Origin of the sequence: Chryseobacterium sp. PCH239 (genome assembly GCF_018924625.1) — a bacterium.
Lineage (GTDB): Bacteria > Bacteroidota > Bacteroidia > Flavobacteriales > Weeksellaceae > Chryseobacterium > Chryseobacterium cucumeris.
This window is the reverse complement of the sequence record NZ_CP073027.1, coordinates 2,485,001-2,502,621: the sequence shown is the minus strand read 5'-3', so window position 1 is coordinate 2,502,621 and position 17,621 is coordinate 2,485,001. Positions and strand designations below refer to the sequence as shown.

The 17,621-nt window shown below is 38.4% G+C and carries 10 protein-coding genes and 1 rRNA gene (1 of these 11 cut by a window edge); 8 read left to right on the top strand and 3 right to left on the bottom strand.

The features are described from left to right. Positions 1–22: 22 nt before the first annotated feature. The 3 genes from KBP46_RS11590 to KBP46_RS11580 are packed head-to-tail and all read right to left on the bottom strand — an operon-like array spanning position 23 to position 2,698. A complete protein-coding gene (locus KBP46_RS11590) occupies positions 23–1,468 on the bottom strand; it encodes an MFS transporter (RefSeq protein WP_062672479.1) in 1,446 nt (481 codons plus the stop codon). Positions 1,469–1,498: 30 nt separating this feature from the next. Then, the gene (locus KBP46_RS11585) at positions 1,499–2,236 is read right to left on the bottom strand and encodes a 1-acyl-sn-glycerol-3-phosphate acyltransferase (RefSeq protein ID WP_216445410.1); all 738 of its coding nucleotides are present in this window, start codon (positions 2,234–2,236) and stop codon (positions 1,499–1,501) included. Positions 2,237–2,239: 3 nt separating this feature from the next. After that, complete coding sequence (locus KBP46_RS11580) at positions 2,240–2,698, bottom strand: GtrA family protein (RefSeq protein ID WP_062672481.1); 459 nt, start codon at positions 2,696–2,698, stop codon at positions 2,240–2,242. Between the two features lie 365 nt (positions 2,699–3,063). Here KBP46_RS11580 and KBP46_RS11575 point away from each other — a divergent pair, with 365 nt between their 5' ends. The 8 genes from KBP46_RS11575 to KBP46_RS11540 form a co-directional block, all read left to right on the top strand. Continuing rightward, complete coding sequence (locus KBP46_RS11575; RefSeq protein WP_062672483.1) at positions 3,064–3,327, top strand: hypothetical protein; 264 nt, start codon at positions 3,064–3,066, stop codon at positions 3,325–3,327. An 85-nt stretch (positions 3,328–3,412) separates the two neighbouring features. Further along, positions 3,413–4,264: an ATPase gene (locus tag KBP46_RS11570; RefSeq protein WP_062672485.1), complete on the top strand. Its 852-nt coding sequence runs from the start codon at positions 3,413–3,415 to the stop codon at positions 4,262–4,264. A 16-nt stretch (positions 4,265–4,280) separates the two neighbouring features. Continuing rightward, positions 4,281–6,569 carry an NADP-dependent malic enzyme gene (locus KBP46_RS11565; protein WP_062672487.1) on the top strand — a complete coding sequence of 763 codons (2,289 nt, stop codon included), beginning with the start codon at positions 4,281–4,283 and terminating at the stop codon, positions 6,567–6,569. 226 nt (positions 6,570–6,795) lie between these two features. After that, on the top strand, positions 6,796–7,380 hold the full coding sequence (gene ruvA, locus KBP46_RS11560) for a Holliday junction branch migration protein RuvA (protein WP_120233586.1): 585 nt from the start codon (positions 6,796–6,798) through the stop codon (positions 7,378–7,380). 57 nt (positions 7,381–7,437) lie between these two features. After that, positions 7,438–14,472: a cell surface protein SprA gene (gene sprA, locus KBP46_RS11555; RefSeq protein WP_216445482.1), complete on the top strand. Its 7,035-nt coding sequence runs from the start codon at positions 7,438–7,440 to the stop codon at positions 14,470–14,472. 104 nt (positions 14,473–14,576) lie between these two features. Beyond that, positions 14,577–14,954, top strand: coding sequence for a glycine cleavage system protein GcvH (gene gcvH / locus KBP46_RS11550; RefSeq protein WP_047098621.1), 378 nt, complete (start codon positions 14,577–14,579; stop codon positions 14,952–14,954). After that, positions 14,929–15,306: a VanZ family protein gene (locus KBP46_RS11545; RefSeq protein ID WP_123279544.1), complete on the top strand. Its 378-nt coding sequence runs from the start codon at positions 14,929–14,931 to the stop codon at positions 15,304–15,306. The genes gcvH and KBP46_RS11545 overlap by 26 nt, the downstream gene beginning before the upstream one ends. A 1,295-nt stretch (positions 15,307–16,601) precedes the next feature. Further along, positions 16,602–17,621: ribosomal RNA gene (locus KBP46_RS11540) — 16S ribosomal RNA — on the top strand (it continues 497 nt past the right edge of the window).

Sequence of the window (17,621 nt, the reverse complement as noted above, 5' to 3'; positions counted from 1 at the left end):
CTTATATATATTTGTTATTATATTAATGACCACTGCCTTTGGATATTTTATCAAGATCAATGCCCTGGGCTTTCAGAATCCCACTTACACGGATCGCATAGAATGCAAGATAAGCAAAACAAATCACCCCTACGATATAACTGAAATGAATATTGGTAATATCTGCAATATAACCCTGTATAAAGCTTACAATACCTCCACCCATAATCATCATAATAAGGTATCCTGAACCCTGATTGGTATGCTTTCCAAGTCCGTTGATAGCCAATGCGAAAATACAAGGCCATAAAGTAGAGCAGAAAAGACCTACACTGGTAAATGCATATACAGATACCATTCCTGTAGTGAACATCCCTATAAGTAGAGCTGTGATCCCTGCCAGAGAGAAGATCAGAAGCATTCTTGCCGGGTTTCCTTTGCTTAAAATATCACAGATAATCATTGCGATAATGATAAACCCATATACATAGAACGGAGAAAGATCATGATCGGCAATAGCGTTTACCAATAAAAATACACCGAATGCAAGATAAGGAGCTAAGAATCTTAAGATCTTTTTGAATCCAGCATTGACGTCAAATGCTTCTACAGCACCTGTCCAACGGCCAATCATTAATGATGCCCAGTATAAAGAGATGTAAGGGGCTACCTCTTTCGTTTCAAATCCCAAGCTTTTTTCCATATACGCCGGAAGGTTACTGGCTGTGGAAACTTCTACGCCTACATAGACAAAAATAGCGATCATTCCCATCACCAGCTGAGGATACTGGAATGCTGACTTTCTATGTTCTCCCGGAGTTGTATCATCGGTGTCCTCAGTGTTTGTTGGAGTTACTGCAGGAAGGGAAGAGAATTTAAGCATTAAAGCTACCAGAGCAAAAGCTGCTCCTAATATCAGATAAGGTGTTTTTACACTTTCTATACTCGCTTCAGTATTGGCTGCGCTTGCAGAACCAAAAATAGCAAATGCAACGATAAGAGGTCCAATAGTAGTTCCTAAGTTATTAATCCCTCCTGCCATTGTTAGCCTCTGAGATCCCGTTTCCGTAGGACCTACTTCAATAGCAAGCGGATTAGCAACAATCTGCTGAAGAGAGAATCCTAAACCTACAATAAATAACCCTGAGATCATTAAAGGGAAAGAATGCATATTGGCAGCCGGGTAGAACAATAAGGTTCCCAATGCGGAAATCAGAAGCCCCACAATAAGACCATTCTTATATCCGATTTTATTGATCAAATCCTGTTTAAGGCTCTTTGATACAAGCATATAAATTAAAGAACCTACAGTATACGCTACATAAAAGCATATCTGTACAAGCATACTTTCAGTTTGGGATAGATTGAAGGCTTTTTGGAAAACAGGGATCAGAATATCATTACTGGCTGCTACAAATCCCCAAAAGAAGAATACAGTAACCAACGGAATGAATTGGGCCCAATTGGTTTGTTTAGAATAATTTGACATATTTATTATAGATTTCACAAACAAATATAACTATTTCCTTTCAACGGAATACCTGATTAAGGTTTTTTTTATTTTCTCATAAGCCTCTGCCTTTAAGTCTTTTGGCGAATCTGTAGGCTCAATGATTCCGTTAAAATATACCTTTACTCTTCCGGGAAAGCCTTTTGAGTTTTCAAAAGGGAACATTTCCTTGAGTCCCACAAAGGTATAAACAGCTATAGGAGAATGATGTTTTGAAGACAGCATAAATGCACCGTCCTTAAAATCATCCAGGATAATCGAAGTATCATCTGGCACACCGCCTTCAGGAAAAATCGCGATACTGTTGCCTTCTTCCATTTTCTCAGCACACCTGCGGTATACATCTGCACGACTTTTTGCACTGGCTCTGTCTACCATTACACATATCCTTTTATATATGGTTCCGAAAATCGGAATTTTTACCAGTTCTTTTTTTCCTACAAAGCAAATCGGATGATCAGGGAAGAGCATGCATACAAGCATAATATCCATAATGGATGTATGATTGGAGATAAAGACGTAAGGTGTATTCTTGTCTTTTTCCTGTTCTGAAAGTTTAATTAAATCATACCTGAAGCCCATTCCGTAAAACATGCCAAAACACCAGAGTCTGACAAGTTTGTAACCGTATTTATAATGCTTTTTATTAAAGGATAAAATGTAAACGGGGATTCCAATGCTGACTGTCAGAAAAAATGCCAACAGAAGCAACCAGAATCTCCAGAGATAATTTAAAATTTTTGTCACAGCTTAACCGTTAAAAATTACTTTCTTCTTTATCGAATAATTCAGAATGGAAACCAGCAATATTGCTGCAATTTTGCTGATCATTTCCGGGCTCAAGGTATAAAAAAATAAATTGATATTATCTTTAAATATGAAACTATAGAATATTTGGAAAAAGCCTAAGCTGAGTAATGTTGAAAAAAAGGAGACCACCATAAAATAAGCAAACTCTTTTCTCTTTGAATGTTTTCCTCTTTCAAATACAAACCAGATGCTCAGAAAGTAATTGGTAATAATACCGCAGCTTGTGGAAAAAATGTTACTTAAAGGATAATGTACTCCATAAAAGTTGGTTTCCTTTACAAAGAAGTGCGGAAGATAGGTGCTGAAAATCTTAAAGCTTCCTATTTCTACAATGGCACTCAGTCCTCCTGCAATGATGAAGAACAAAACCTGTTTCTGGCGTAAGAGTATTTCTTTCATTTAATGATTATAAAACTAAAAATGTTTGTACATATTGGATAGCATACCGGGCGGGTTTATATCTCAGCAGATAAACACCTCAGCGAATTCCCTCTGATACTAATGGTTTTGAAATCTCAATAATCCCATGGCTTTACAATATGAATATGCAAATTTATAACTATATGTTAAACACTGAAAAAAGTTGTTAAAATATTTTTTTTAATAAAAATTATTTCTAATTTTAATATTCAGAATGATGTAATTAAGACCTGATAATAAATTCATTTTCAACTCCTTGTGTTGATGGTTTTTTCTATCTTGTAGTGCGCGGTTAAGCGTATATACTCCAAACATTTTATGACCCATTTTTTAATAATATTTGTATGAAACGTCAAAACAAATACAGAAAATTCCAGCTTCAACAGAAAAATATTGAGGCTCTTGAGAAAGAAAATTCCCGCTTCAAAAGAGTGTATTCAGAATATGAAAATATGTCAGACGAATTGTGGAATCTTGAAAACTCCAGCGGAGAACCGGTACCTGATGATTTTATCAATGCAATGGTATTACAGACTTCCTATCTGGAAGATGAAATAGAAGATTGGCTTATACAATTCAACGAAAAAAAAACACAAATCAAGCATTAATGATTTTAGACAGCTTCCAGGTTGTTTTTAAACGCTAATTGAAGATAAATTCATAATTTAGCACCCTTAAATTAAAATCTAAAATATGGTTGCTATTGTAGATAGTGGTTCTACTAAATCGGATTGGGTAATACTTGATGACTTTAAGAAAGTTTTTCTGAAAACAGAAACAATCGGTTTCAATCCGAATTTTATCAACAGAGAACTTATCGCTCCTGAAATACAGAAGAATAGCAATCTGATATCGGTTAAAAATTCAATTACCAAAGTCTTTTTTTATGGTTCCGGATGCGGTGTGAAGAAAAACTGCGAGACCATAGAGGAAGAGCTGAAAAAGGTTTTTGGAAAAGCAGAGATTATTGTGAAGGAAGACCTGATGGCTGCGGCCTATGCGGCATACAGTGGGAAACCTGCTATTGTGTGCATTCTTGGCACAGGATCAAATTCCTGTTTTTTTGACGGTGAAAATGTAAAGATAGAACTGCCTTCACTAGGATTCCTGATTGGGGATGAAGGAAGTGGAAGTGCTATCGGAAAGCAATTGGTGCGCAGATATTTTATGAAAAAACTGCCTGCAGATCTTCATAAAGAATTTGAAGCAGATTATCAGCTTACCGTGGAAGATGCATTGAAAAATATGTATCATACTCCGAGGCCAAACGCCTATCTGGCGAATTTTACCAAATTTGTAATCGAAAGAAAAGATCATCCTTATTTCAAAGACATGGTTTTTGAGGAAATGAAAAGTTTCTTCGAATATCAGGTTCTTCCTTATGAGGAAGCGCATGATGCCGAGATCAATTTTATCGGTTCCATCGCTTATTATTATGAAAATACATTACGTTCTGTAGCTACAGAACTTAATTTAAATGTGGGACATGTTGTGCAGAAACCAATTGAAAGCTTAGTAGATTACCACATTAAATATATACTTTAACAAAAAACAAAATTTTATGTCAAGTAACAACAATCGTGACGAAAAGAACTTTAGCCAGGCAGCGCTAGATTATCATAAAGCAGAACCCAAAGGAAAAATTGAAGTGATCCCATCAAAGCCACACTCTTCTCAAAGAGATTTATCATTGGCTTACTCTCCGGGAGTAGCGGTTCCTTGTATGGAAATTCATGATAAGCCGGAAACTGTATATGATTATACAGGAAAAGGAAACCTGGTAGCAGTAATTTCTAACGGTACTGCCGTACTTGGACTGGGAGATATCGGTGCTGAGGCTTCAAAACCGGTAATGGAAGGGAAAGGGCTTTTATTCAAGATCTTTGCAGATATCAACGTTTTTGATATTGAGATCGATGAGAAAGATCCGGATAAATTTATTGAAATTGTAAAAGGGATTGCTCCTACTTTTGGAGGTATCAATCTTGAAGATATTAAGGCACCTGAAGCTTTTTATATAGAACAAAGACTGAAAGAGGAATTGAATATTCCTTTGATGCACGATGACCAGCATGGAACAGCCATTATCTCGGCGGCTGCATTGATCAACTCTCTGCAGATTGCCAATAAAGATATTGATAAAGTAAAAATGGTGGTGAACGGAGCTGGAGCTGCAGCTATTGCATGTACCAAACTTTATATTTCATTAGGATTGAAAAAAGAAAACGTCCTGATGTGTGACAGTAAAGGAGTAATCAATCATAAAAGAGAAAACCTTACTCCTGAAAAACTGGATTTCATCGCTCAGACAGATATCGAAACATTAGAAGATGCTGTAAAAGGATCTGATGTTTTTGTTGGATTGTCAAAAGGAAACGTAATGACTCCTGAGATGTTGCAGAGCATGAATGAAAATCCTATTGTATTTGCTCTTGCCAACCCGGATCCGGAAATTGCTTATGACCTTGCACTGGAAACCCGTAAAGATGTGATCATGGCAACGGGAAGAAGTGATTATCCTAACCAGGTAAACAACGTATTGGGATTCCCTTATATCTTCCGTGGAGCATTGGATGTACAGGCTACAGGAATTAATGAAGCCATGAAACTGGCTGCTGTACACGCTATTGCTGATCTTGCAAAAGAACCGGTGCCGGAAGCTGTAATTTTAGCATACAATGTTCAGAATCTTCAGTTTGGAAGAGAATATTTCATTCCGAAACCATTTGATAACAGACTGATCACAAAAGTATCAAGCGCTGTGGCAAAAGCAGCTATTGAAAGTGGTGTTGCCAGAAAAACCATTACGGATTTTGATGAATACGAGCACCAGCTTTTAGACAGAATGGGCAGAGATGAAAGATTGGTAAGAATGATGCAGAGCCGTGCAAAATCCAATCCGAAAAGAATTACCCTTGGAAATGCAGAAGAATACAATGTATTGAAAGCTGCCCAGATTCTTTATGAAGAAGGAATTGCTTACCCAAGCCTTTTAGGAGATAAAAAATACATCAAGGAGCAAATGGAGCGTTACGGAATTACTCTGGATGTTCCTATCATTGATCCAAGTGATGACGATCAGAAAGAAAACAGAAAAAAATACAGAGAAACTCTTTGGAAACTTCGTCAGAGAAAAGGAATGAACGAGTACAAAGCGAAAAGATATGTACGCCAGAGAGACTATTTCGGGCCTTTGATGCTGAAGCATGGTGATACGGATGGACTTATTGTAGGATTCTCTAAAAACTATACTTCCGTTTTACGTCCTGTTTTAGAAGTTATTGAAAAAGATAAAGGAGTAGATAAAGTAGCGGCAATGATGATGATCCTGTCTGAAAAGAAACCTATTTTCTTTGCAGATACTTCTATCAACCAAAACCCTACAGCAGAAGATCTTGTGAATATTGCTAAAATGGCAGAATTTACAGTAAAATCTTTTGCCATTGAACCAAGAATTGCAATGCTTGGATTTGAAAACTTTGCTGCGATTTCTGAAACATCCAAGAAAGTAGCGAAAGCAGTAGGAATCCTTCATGAAAAATATCCGAAAATGGTTGTGGATGGTGAAATTCAGCCAGACTTTGCAATGAATGCAGATCACTTGAGCGATTATCCATTCTCAAAATTAGGAACTACTCCGGCCAATACATTCATCTTCCCGAATCTGGAAAGTGCAAACCTTTCTTACAAAATCCTGAGAGGAATGAAAGTAGCACAGGTTATCGGACCTATCTTAATGGGATTAAAGCAGCCGGTACACGTACTTCAGATGCGTTCGAGCGTTGATGAGATCGTAAACCTTGCTACCATTGCTGTTCTTGATGCTCAAAGGAGAGAAAAGAAATCGTAATATAGAATGAGCGGTATAACTGGAAACAGTAATCCCTCTCTCTTATTTAAAAAATGACACTGTAAACCGTGTTCAGATAGTAAAAAGACTCCATATTTTGGAGTCTTTTGTTTTTCTGTTAATTCCTTGAATTCTTATTTGAAATTTAAGTTAAAAATCATTCGTACATCAAATGAAAACATTAATTAGTTTAAATTGCTATATTTGGGAGTTTTAAAAATTAATAATGATATTTTCTTTACAAGGCACTGTTCAAGAACTTACGCCTACCTACGCTGTCATCAATGTTCAGGGAGTTGGTTACTATGTGGGAATCAGTTTGATGACCTCACAGACGCTGGTTTTGAATCAGCAGACCTTTTTATTTATTCAGCAGATCATTCGTGAAGATGCTCATCTTCTCTTTGGATTTAACACACGTTCAGAAAAAGAAATGTTCAATCTGTTAATAAGCGTTAATGGAGTAGGAGCTGTTTCAGCCCTTATTCTGTTGTCAACATTAAGTCTTGATGAGATTGCTTCTGCTATACTTTCCGGAAACAGTGCATTGATCCAAAAAGCAAAAGGAATTGGTGCAAAAACTGCCGAAAGAATTATTGTGGATCTTAAAGATAAAGTACAGAAATACAGCGATCCAAACGCGAATATTTCTGTGATGGTGGATAATAAAATTAAGGAAGAATCGTTATCTGCATTAGAAGTTTTAGGCATTCCTAAACGAACAAGCGAGAAGATTGCGGATAAAATTATCAAACAAAATCCAACCATCTCGGTAGAAGAATTGGTTAAACAAATCTTAAAAAACATTTAACATTTGGTGGCGAATATTAAGCATCTTAACATATTTTTGTTCCTGTCGTTCCTGTGTATGTCTGTGAGTGCTTTTGGGCAGGCACAGAAAGATACAGCGATCATAAGAAAACAATATGAAGTGGCCGACCCTACGAGGTATGAAGCCTATTACGACATAAAAACAGGGATGTACTATGTATATCCAAAAATCGGAAATACCATTACAGGTCCTCCTACAGCCATGTCTCCGGAAGAATATAAAGAATATATGCTTGCCAGTCAGACCAGAGCTTACTATAAGGAAAAATCAGATAAGTACAATCTTCTTTTCAGAAAAGATAAATCAGATGCAAGGAGAAAAGGACTTATTCCTTCTGTAATGATCAATAACAAGCTTTTCGAAACCATTTTCGGTGGTAATAAAATTGAAATCATCCCTTCAGGGTATGCATCCCTGGATTTTGCAGGACTTTACCAGAAAATAGATAACCCAATGATCCTGCCTCAGAACAGGACCAGTTTTACCTTTGATATTGATCAGAGAATTCAGTTGGGATTATTGGGAAAAGTAGGGGAAAACCTTCAGTTAAAGGCCAATTATGATACCCAGAGTGGTTTTGCTTTTGAAAACAGAATGAATCTTGTATGGCAGGCAAAAGGAAGCTGGAAAGATCTTCAGAGCAAAGGGCTTGGAAATGTAGATAAACCTAATGAAGGAGGAGAAGATAAAATCATCAAAAGAGTTGAATTTGGTAATGTAAACATGCCGCTTTCAACCAGCCTTATCCGTGGTTCACAATCACTGTTCGGGGTGAAAACAGAATTCCAGTTAGGAAAAACATTTGGAACCGTAGTTCTTTCCCAGCAGCAGGGTGAAGCCCGTAATATTGTAGTACAGGGTGGTGGTGTGATGAACAATTTTAAAGTCAACGCCATTGACTACGAAGAAAACCAACACTTCTTTATAGGACATTATTTCCTGAATAAGTATGATGATGCCTTACTTAATTATCCGCAGATCAACTCAACCATCAACATTACCAGAATGGAAGTCTGGGTATTGGATCAGGGGAACAGTAATCTGGCATATCAGAAAAGTATTATCGGGATCAGAGACCTTGGAGAAGGCCCCGGAGGAGTTACGCTGCCGGATAACTCGCTGAACGGTCTTTATGATGCTGTTTCATCGGTAGCAGGAACCAGAGAAGCAGGTAAGAACTATGGAACTATTTTCCAGGGGCAGGTGCTTCCTGGAGATCCCGCTCCTTACGATAACGGAGAACAATTCATTTACAATACAAAAGCCAGAAAGCTGAACAGTAATGAATTTACCTTCCAGCCACAGTTGGGATATATTTCATTAAATCAGAAGCTTAATGACCAGCAGCTTTTAGCCGTTTCTTACTCATACACCGTTAACGGAAGCAATAAAGTATACAAAGTAGGGGAATTTTCTGAAGAAAGCCCAGTACTGATTACCAAAGTATTGAGAGTAAACAATAAGGTGAATACGCAGTCTCCGATGTGGGATCTGATGATGAAGAATATCTATTCTATAGATGCAGGACAGGTATCTCCGGATGGATTTATCCTTAACGTCTATTACCGAGATCCAAAAACTGGAGGTAAGGTAAATTATCTTCCGGACACTCCTGTAAAAGATCAGAACCTATTGAAGTTATTTAACTGGGACCGTCTCAATATGAACGGTGATATTCAAAACAATAAAGACGGAAGTAAGGGAGATGGTATTTTCGACTTTGTGAATGGAATTACCATCAGACCGGAAACAGGAAGAGTCATCTTTACCAAAGTGCAGCCTTTCGGTAAATATCTGGAATCAAAATTAGGTACAAGTGATCCTCAATATGTTTTTCAGGATCTTTATACCAAGCAAAAACAACAGGCGATCTCCAGTAACCTTGCGCAGAGGTATACCATGGAAGGACGCTACAAAGGTGTTCAGGGACAAGGTATTTCTCTGGGTGCTGTAAACGTTCCTCAGGGATCAGTAAAAGTGGCTGCAAATGGGGTACAGCTTACAGAAGGAGTTGATTATACCGTAGATTATATGCTTGGTACGGTTACCATCATCAATGAAAATGTAAAACAGTCCGGACAGGCGATCAATATTTCACTGGAAAACCAGTTGACATTTAATACCCAAAGGAAAAGATTCTTAGGATTAAACTTAGAAAGAAGATTCAGTGAAAACTTTATCTTGGGAGGAACAGTAATCAATTACTCTGAATCTCCATTGACTCAGAAAGTGAACTTTGGCCAGGAAGCGGTAAACAATACCATGGCAGGGATCAACCTGATGTATAACAATCAGGCTCCTTATCTTACAAGACTTACCAACAAACTTCCGATGGTGAAAACCGAAGCTCCATCCAACTTAAACTTCAAGATGGAAGCGGCCTACTTGTTACCTGGCTTGAATAAAGGAACCAACAATCAGTCTTACATTGACGATTTTGAACAAACAACTTCTAAAATATCATTAAAAGAACCGGCAGCATGGAGCCTTGCTTCAAAACCGGAAAAAAATACATTGCCACCATTTAACACTGTACCGGCCAATGATGATCTAACAAGCGGATATGGAAGAGGATTATTAACATGGTATAATATTGACCCTAGATTCTGGGGAGTGGGAGGAAAAGCTCCGGCAGGAATTACACCACAGTCTGTATCCAATCACGCTTCCAGAAGAGTACAATATTCGGAGATTTATAATAACAGAGATTTCGTAGCAGGAGAACAAACCTTCACGAATACTTTCGATATTTCATATTTTCCTAAAGAAAAAGGACCATACAACGTAAACCCGTTAACAGAACAGCCACAAAGCAGATGGGCGGGGATCATGAGATCGATCAGTGTTCCCAACTTTGTTACTTCAAACATTGAATACGTTGAATTCTGGATGATGGACCCTTATGCAGATGGTAAAACGCTGGGTACTGATCCAAAACTTTTACTTCACTTAGGAAACGTTTCAGAAGATGTATTGAAAGATGGAAAAATGCAGTATGAAAACGGACTTCCAACTCCAGGTAATCCTTCTTCTACAACGAATTCAAACTGGGGAACACAACCAAAACAGCCACCAATTTTATATGCATTCTCTACAGAAGGAGATGAAAGAAAAACACAGGATGCCGGATATGATGGTCTTACTTCTGATCAGGAAGCGATGAGATTCGGAAATACTTTTGTAAACCCCGTAACCAATATTGCTGACCCTGCAGTGGATGACTTCGTATTCTATCTTTCTGATAAATTTACAGGAAGTCAGGCAGCTTCAGTAGTGGAACGATATAAATATTTCAGAAACCCTGAAGGAAACTCAGAAGCAAACTCTCTGAATGTAGCTTCGCAAACTCCGGATGCTGAAGATATCAACAAAGATTACAACCTGGATCAGACTGAAAATTATAACCAATATGTTATAAAGCTTGACCAGCCAAGTTTGTCACTTGGAACGAATAATATTGTAGATGTAAAAACAGTAAAAGCAACATTCCAGAATGGACAGAGTTCAGATGTTAAATGGTACCTGTTCAGAATTCCTGTAGCGAATTATGATCCGGCAGAAGGAACACACGAAGATGCAGTACTAAATAATGTAAGATTTGCAAGATTAATGCTTGCTGGATTTGATCAGACCTCTACTTTGAGATTCGGGACAATGGATCTTGTAAGATCAGACTGGAGAAAATATACCAGTAAAATTGCCAGTGTAAATGTTCCTAATTCCGACGAAGGAACCGGAACTGTGACAGATCCAAACTTTGAAATAGGAAGTGTAAATATTGAAGAAAATGCATTGAACCAACCTCCATATGTATTGCCTCCGGGAATTGACAGACAGGTATTGAGTGGAAATGCAGGAGCGCAGAGACAGAATGAAGCATCACTTTACATGAAAGTGAAAGACCTTAAAACTGAGGCAAGAGGAGTATTCAAAAATACAACATTGGATATGAGAAGATACAAAAAGCTGAAGCTGTTTGTACATGCTCACGATCCATTGAACAGAGTGATTGGATTGGATGAGAATACCAAATTCTTTATTCGTTTCGGAAGCGATGCTACTGATAACTATTACGAGTATGAATCATCTTTAAGAATGACTCCTACAACAGCAACAGCTCCTATGGAGATCTGGCCAATGGAAAACGAAGTTGATTTTGATGTTCAGAACTTTGTAGATGCAAAGATCAGAAGAGATAAATCTGGTGTTGCTATTACAAATAGAACCGTTGACACAGGATATCAGGAACCTTATAAAAATATTTATATCAAAGGTAGACCAAGTTTAGGAAATATTACCACCATTATGATTGGGGTAAGAAATGCAGATCCAAGAACAAACTCTACCATAACAAGAGTTTTATGGGTTAACGAAATCCGTCTTTCTGAAATTGAGAATGATGGTGGATATGCAGGAAATGCCAGCTTAAACTTCAATATGGGAGACCTGGCAACAGTGAATGCCAATGCCTCTTATACCTCAGTTGGTTTCGGAAATATCGATTCAAAACCTGCAGAAAGAACACAGTCTACTCAATCCGCATTCAGCATCAATACGGCGATCAATGTAGATAAATTCCTTCCGGAAAAAACTGGGGTGAAAATTCCTTTAAACTATTCTTACTCGCAGACTATTGAAGATCCAAAGTACAATCCTCTGGATACCGATGTAGAATTTAATAAGGCACCAAATAAAGATCAGTTGAAAAAAGTAGCGAGAACCTATACTCAACAGAGAAGTATAGGAGTCGTTAACATGCATAAAGAAAGAGTAAATCCAAATAAAAAGCCTAAGTTTTATGATATTGAAAACGTATCAGTAACTGCTGTTTATAACGATGATTATTTCAGAGATATCTATACCAAGAGAAATTACAGACAGTATCTGAGAGGGTATATTGATTATAACTACACCTTTAAACCTTGGGTACTTAAGCCTTTCAACAAAATGATCAGTGATACGGCGAAATCGACAAAGTATCTGAGATGGGTAAAAGAATTCAATATTAACCCTATTCCTACAAGAATCTCTTTCAGAACTGAAATCGACAGAAACTACAACGAGCTTGAGTTCAGAAATGTGGAAGCAATCCTGAACGGAGACATGAATAATAATTTTGATGCTATCAGAAACAGAAACTTCTTCTTTGGATGGCAGTATGGATTAGGATTCAATTTCACAAAATCATTGAAACTGGAGATCAATTCTGCAACCAGAACGTTGAATGATAATCTGGATGTAAATTCAATGGACAGCAAATCGATTTTTGGAAATGTATTCAGAGCCGGAAGACCGGTATTGTATAATCACAGAGCACAGTTAAACTATAAGCTACCATTCCAATATTTGCCTTATCTGGATTTCATTGATGCGGAAGTAGGATATGGATTTACTTATAACTGGGCGGCAAGATCTACTTCATTGACTGGATTTGTTGATCCTAACAACGATAATAAAACAACAAGTTTAGGATCCGTTGGGCAAAATACCAATGTGATTCAGGCAACAGCTTCTGCGGATCTTCCGAAGTTCTTTGGCCAGTTTAATTATTTCAAAAATATTAATGCCAAACTTCAGAAACGCAGACAGGAGATGGACTCTTTGAATAATGTATATTCGAAACAATGGGAGAAAAACAGATACCGATATAAGAAATATAAATTTAAGAATAAGCTTACTCCACTTCAAAGCGCTGCATTCTTCTTAACTTCCTTTAAACAGTTAAACGTAAGTTATAACGAAACGAATGGAACAGTACTTCCGGGATTGATATCAGCTCCAAACTGGTATGGATACGGACAGACATTAGGAGGTCCGACACTTGGATTCCTTTTAGGATCACAGGCAGATATTAGAAGAACGGTAATGGAAAACGGATGGGTGAGTGAATCCAATTATATGACCGATCCGTATGTAAGAATGTCGACCAAAGAATTGAGAGCAGACCTACAAGTGATGCCGATGAATGACCTGAGAGTTGATCTTAACGTGCTACATACCTTCAATAGTAACTTCTCACATACAGGATTTAACTATACCAATGGTGGAGTTCCTGATCCAGATTTTACATTCGCCAGCGAAATGACAACGTATTCCAATACAACAACGCTTCTCAGTACGTCATTTAAAGATGGACAGGCCGTTTACCAGGCAATCAGAGAAAATGCAAGAGCGCTTTCTCAACAGCTGGGAGGTCCCGGAGCAGTATTGGATAATAACGGATTTGCCCAACACTATAGCATTGGAAATGCTTATGTATTGATCCCTGCATTTAGAGCAGCGATGGAAGGAAAATCTGTGACACCTATGGGTAATCCTAAAAAAGCAGGATTCCCATTGCCAAACTGGAGAATTACCTATTCCGGGTTAAAGAATATCCCGATGATCAGCGGGCAGTTCTCGAAGTTTGATATCTTACATGCCTATACCGCCACTTATACAGCGACAGGTATTCAAAGCAATGTAGATTATCATGGCAACCCGAATGGATACTATCAGGTTGTAGATAACGCAGGTAATATAGACAAAAATGGTGGTGATAAAATTAACCCATATACATTCGCACAGGTGGGATATGTAGAATCTTTCTCACCACTTATCGGAGTAGATGTTACCATGAGAAACAATATGCAGTTCGGAATACAGTACAACAGAACCAGAATGATGGTACTGGGATTAGTCAATCAGACGCTTACCGAAGATGCCAATACAGAATATGTAGTAAGACTTGGTTATATTGTACGAAACTTCAGATTGGGAACAGCTAATATCAGAGGTCGAGGAACAAGAGGAAAAGGAAGTGACCTTAACATCAGAGGAGATATTTCATTAAGAGACAGTAAAACATCTATTATGAATATTCTGTTAAATGATGCCCAGGTTACAGGAGGACAGAGACTCATGAACATTAAACTTTCCGCAGATTACAATGTTTCCGAGAATCTGAATCTGAGAGTATTCTACGAACAGATGACCTCAAAATACAAGATCTCCACAGCATTCCCGCTGTCTACGATCAGAGCAGGTATTTCAGCCACATTTACATTCGGTGAATCCGGAGGTGGATTCTAAAAATAATACAAACATAAAAGTCCTTCATTTGAAGGACTTTTTTATATCCAATATTTGAAGCTACTATATTTTTGAATACATTTGTACAAAATAAAAATTTAAAAATGAACACACCATCAGAATTAAAGTACACGAAAGATCACGAATGGATCAAGATCGAAGGTAACGTTGCTACAATCGGTATTACAGACTTCGCACAGGGAGAACTTGGAGACATCGTTTACGTTGATGTAGATACTGTAGATGATGATCTTAATGGAGGAGACGTTTTCGGAAGTGTAGAAGCAGTAAAAACTGTTTCAGACCTGTTCTTACCTATCTCAGGAAAGGTTATTGAGTTTAATTCAGAATTAGAAGATCAGCCTGAACTGTTAAATACAGATCCTTATGGAGACGGATGGATCATCAAATTGGAAATTGCTGATGGAGCAGATCAGTCAGAGTTACTTTCTGCAGATGATTACAAAGCGATCATTGGATAAGATTTCAAAAATATTTAGTAAGATACTGCCCATTTATTGGGCATTTCTTACTTATATGCTTCTCAAGCCGGGAGAAGAAAACCATGAATATTGGTTCATGTTCAGCGGTATCGACAAGGTTTTGCATGTAAGCATATTCGCAGCACTGGGTTTCTCTTTCATTGCTGCTTTTCCCAAAATAAAATTCTCATACTTTATCCAGATCATCCTTCTCTATGCTTTCCTTACAGAAATCCTGCAGGAAGAAATGGGATTGGGAAGATCGATGGAAACTTTGGATATCGTAGCAGATACGATCGGATGTCTGTTAGGATATTATACCTATAAGTTATTAATCAAGCGTTTCTTTTAACACGCCTTTCAAATCATCACGATTTTATATCTATTTTTTATTCCCTCTTCACCAGTACATTTAAACTTTTTCACTCTCCAACACTCCAACACTCCAACCCTCGAACTTTATTAGGAGCTATTTCCTGCTATCCATTCCTACTCCTCGCGCCCGTGCACTCCAACGCTGTCACCCTGAGCGAAGCCGAAGGGCCCCCACACCTAAAACCCACCACCCTCCAACCCAAGCTGCGGGGTAACCATTGCTATCAGGGCTAGGGTAGGGGTCGTTAATGATGAATGATGAGGTTCGGGTTATTGTGTTGCGAGTTTCGGGTTTCGGGTTTCCAGGTATAAAAGGAATATTGGTTTGAATTTTCATATTGCAGAATTCTATGGAAACATATTATTGAGTATAAATCCCTATTCCCATTGTATCATTCCGCAGGAATCCAAATTCTTTACAAGAACGCTTGTAAGTTGGCAGGATAATATCTAAGGTCTTTTAGCAGTTAGTATTAGCCATGTCATGCTGAGCTGAGTCGAAGCATTATAATTAATTACGGGTACAGGAGTTAAATCTTATTACTCTATATTTATATATTAAATATACTCTTCAGTCTTCGTCGAGGAAAGTCAGCTCTCTAGTCTAGTCTCTCTATTATATAATATATACTTTATTTGATCATAGCCACCCCAACCCCGCATCCCGCACCCCGAATCCTCCTCTCTCCCCCTCAAACGCTCAAACTCTCCCACACTCCCACGCTCTCACCCCGATCTTCCAAACAAATGTTTAAAATTTTTCACCCTGCTACCCAGTCCTTTAGGGACAAATATCACCCTAATGTAAAATTTATGTTAAATAAACTTGTTTTGCTTTGTATGAAGTTACTATCTTTGCCCCACTGAAAAACGAAAGACATTCAGTAGCGCAGAAGAGCCTTTAGATGGGCAGAAACGATATTACTTCCAAAAAGAGACGGACGAAAAAAACTTTAAAACTTTTTGTAAAAAAAAGTTGCCAGTTTAAAAAGAGTTTGTATCTTTGCAGTCCCAATTAGAGGGAGCGCAGGAGTATAGAGATTGAAGTTTTGAGAAGGATTAAGGTTACTTAAAAAACTTTAAAATTTTCTTCAAAAACATTTGGTCATTAAAAAATAAAGTTTTACTTTTGCACTCGCAAATACGGAGCGACACTGACAGAGAGATTGCTTCGTTGAAAAGCGAAAGATATAAAGATCATTGACATACAATATAACAACCAAGTAAGGAAAAACTAAAGCGTTAAAAACTTTGAGTGAGTCAGACAAACATACAATGGAGAGTTTGATCCTGGCTCAGGATGAACGCTAGCGGGAGGCCTAACACATGCAAGCCGAGCGGTAGAGATCTTTCGGGATCTTGAGAGCGGCGTACGGGTGCGGAACACGTGTGCAACCTGCCTTTATCTGGGGGATAGCCTTTCGAAAGGAAGATTAATACCCCATAATATACTGAATGGCATCATTCGGTATTGAAAACTCCGGTGGATAGAGATGGGCACGCGCAAGATTAGATAGTTGGTGAGGTAACGGCTCACCAAGTCTACGATCTTTAGGGGGCCTGAGAGGGTGATCCCCCACACTGGTACTGAGACACGGACCAGACTCCTACGGGAGGCAGCAGTGAGGAATATTGGACAATGGGTGAGAGCCTGATCCAGCCATCCCGCGTGAAGGACGACGGCCCTATGGGTTGTAAACTTCTTTTGTATAGGGATAAACCTACCCTCGTGAGGGTAGCTGAAGGTACTATACGAATAAGCACCGGCTAACTCCGTGCCAGCAGCCGCGGTAATACGGAGGGTGCAAGCGTTATCCGGATTTATTGGGTTTAAAGGGTCCGTAGGCGGATCTGTAAGTCAGTGGTGAAATCTCACAGCTTAACTGTGAAACTGCCATTGATACTGCAGGTCTTGAGTGTTGTTGAAGTAGCTGGAATAAGTAGTGTAGCGGTGAAATGCATAGATATTACTTAGAACACCAATTGCGAAGGCAGGTTACTAAGCAACAACTGACGCTGATGGACGAAAGCGTGGGGAGCGAACAGGATTAGATACCCTGGTAGTCCACGCCGTAAACGATGCTAACTCGTTTTTGGAATGTAAGTTTCAGAGACTAAGCGAAAGTGATAAGTTAGCCACCTGGGGAGTACGAACGCAAGTTTGAAACTCAAAGGAATTGACGGGGGCCCGCACAAGCGGTGGATTATGTGGTTTAATTCGATGATACGCGAGGAACCTTACCAAGGCTTAAATGGGAAATGACAGGTTTAGAAATAGACTTTTCTTCGGAC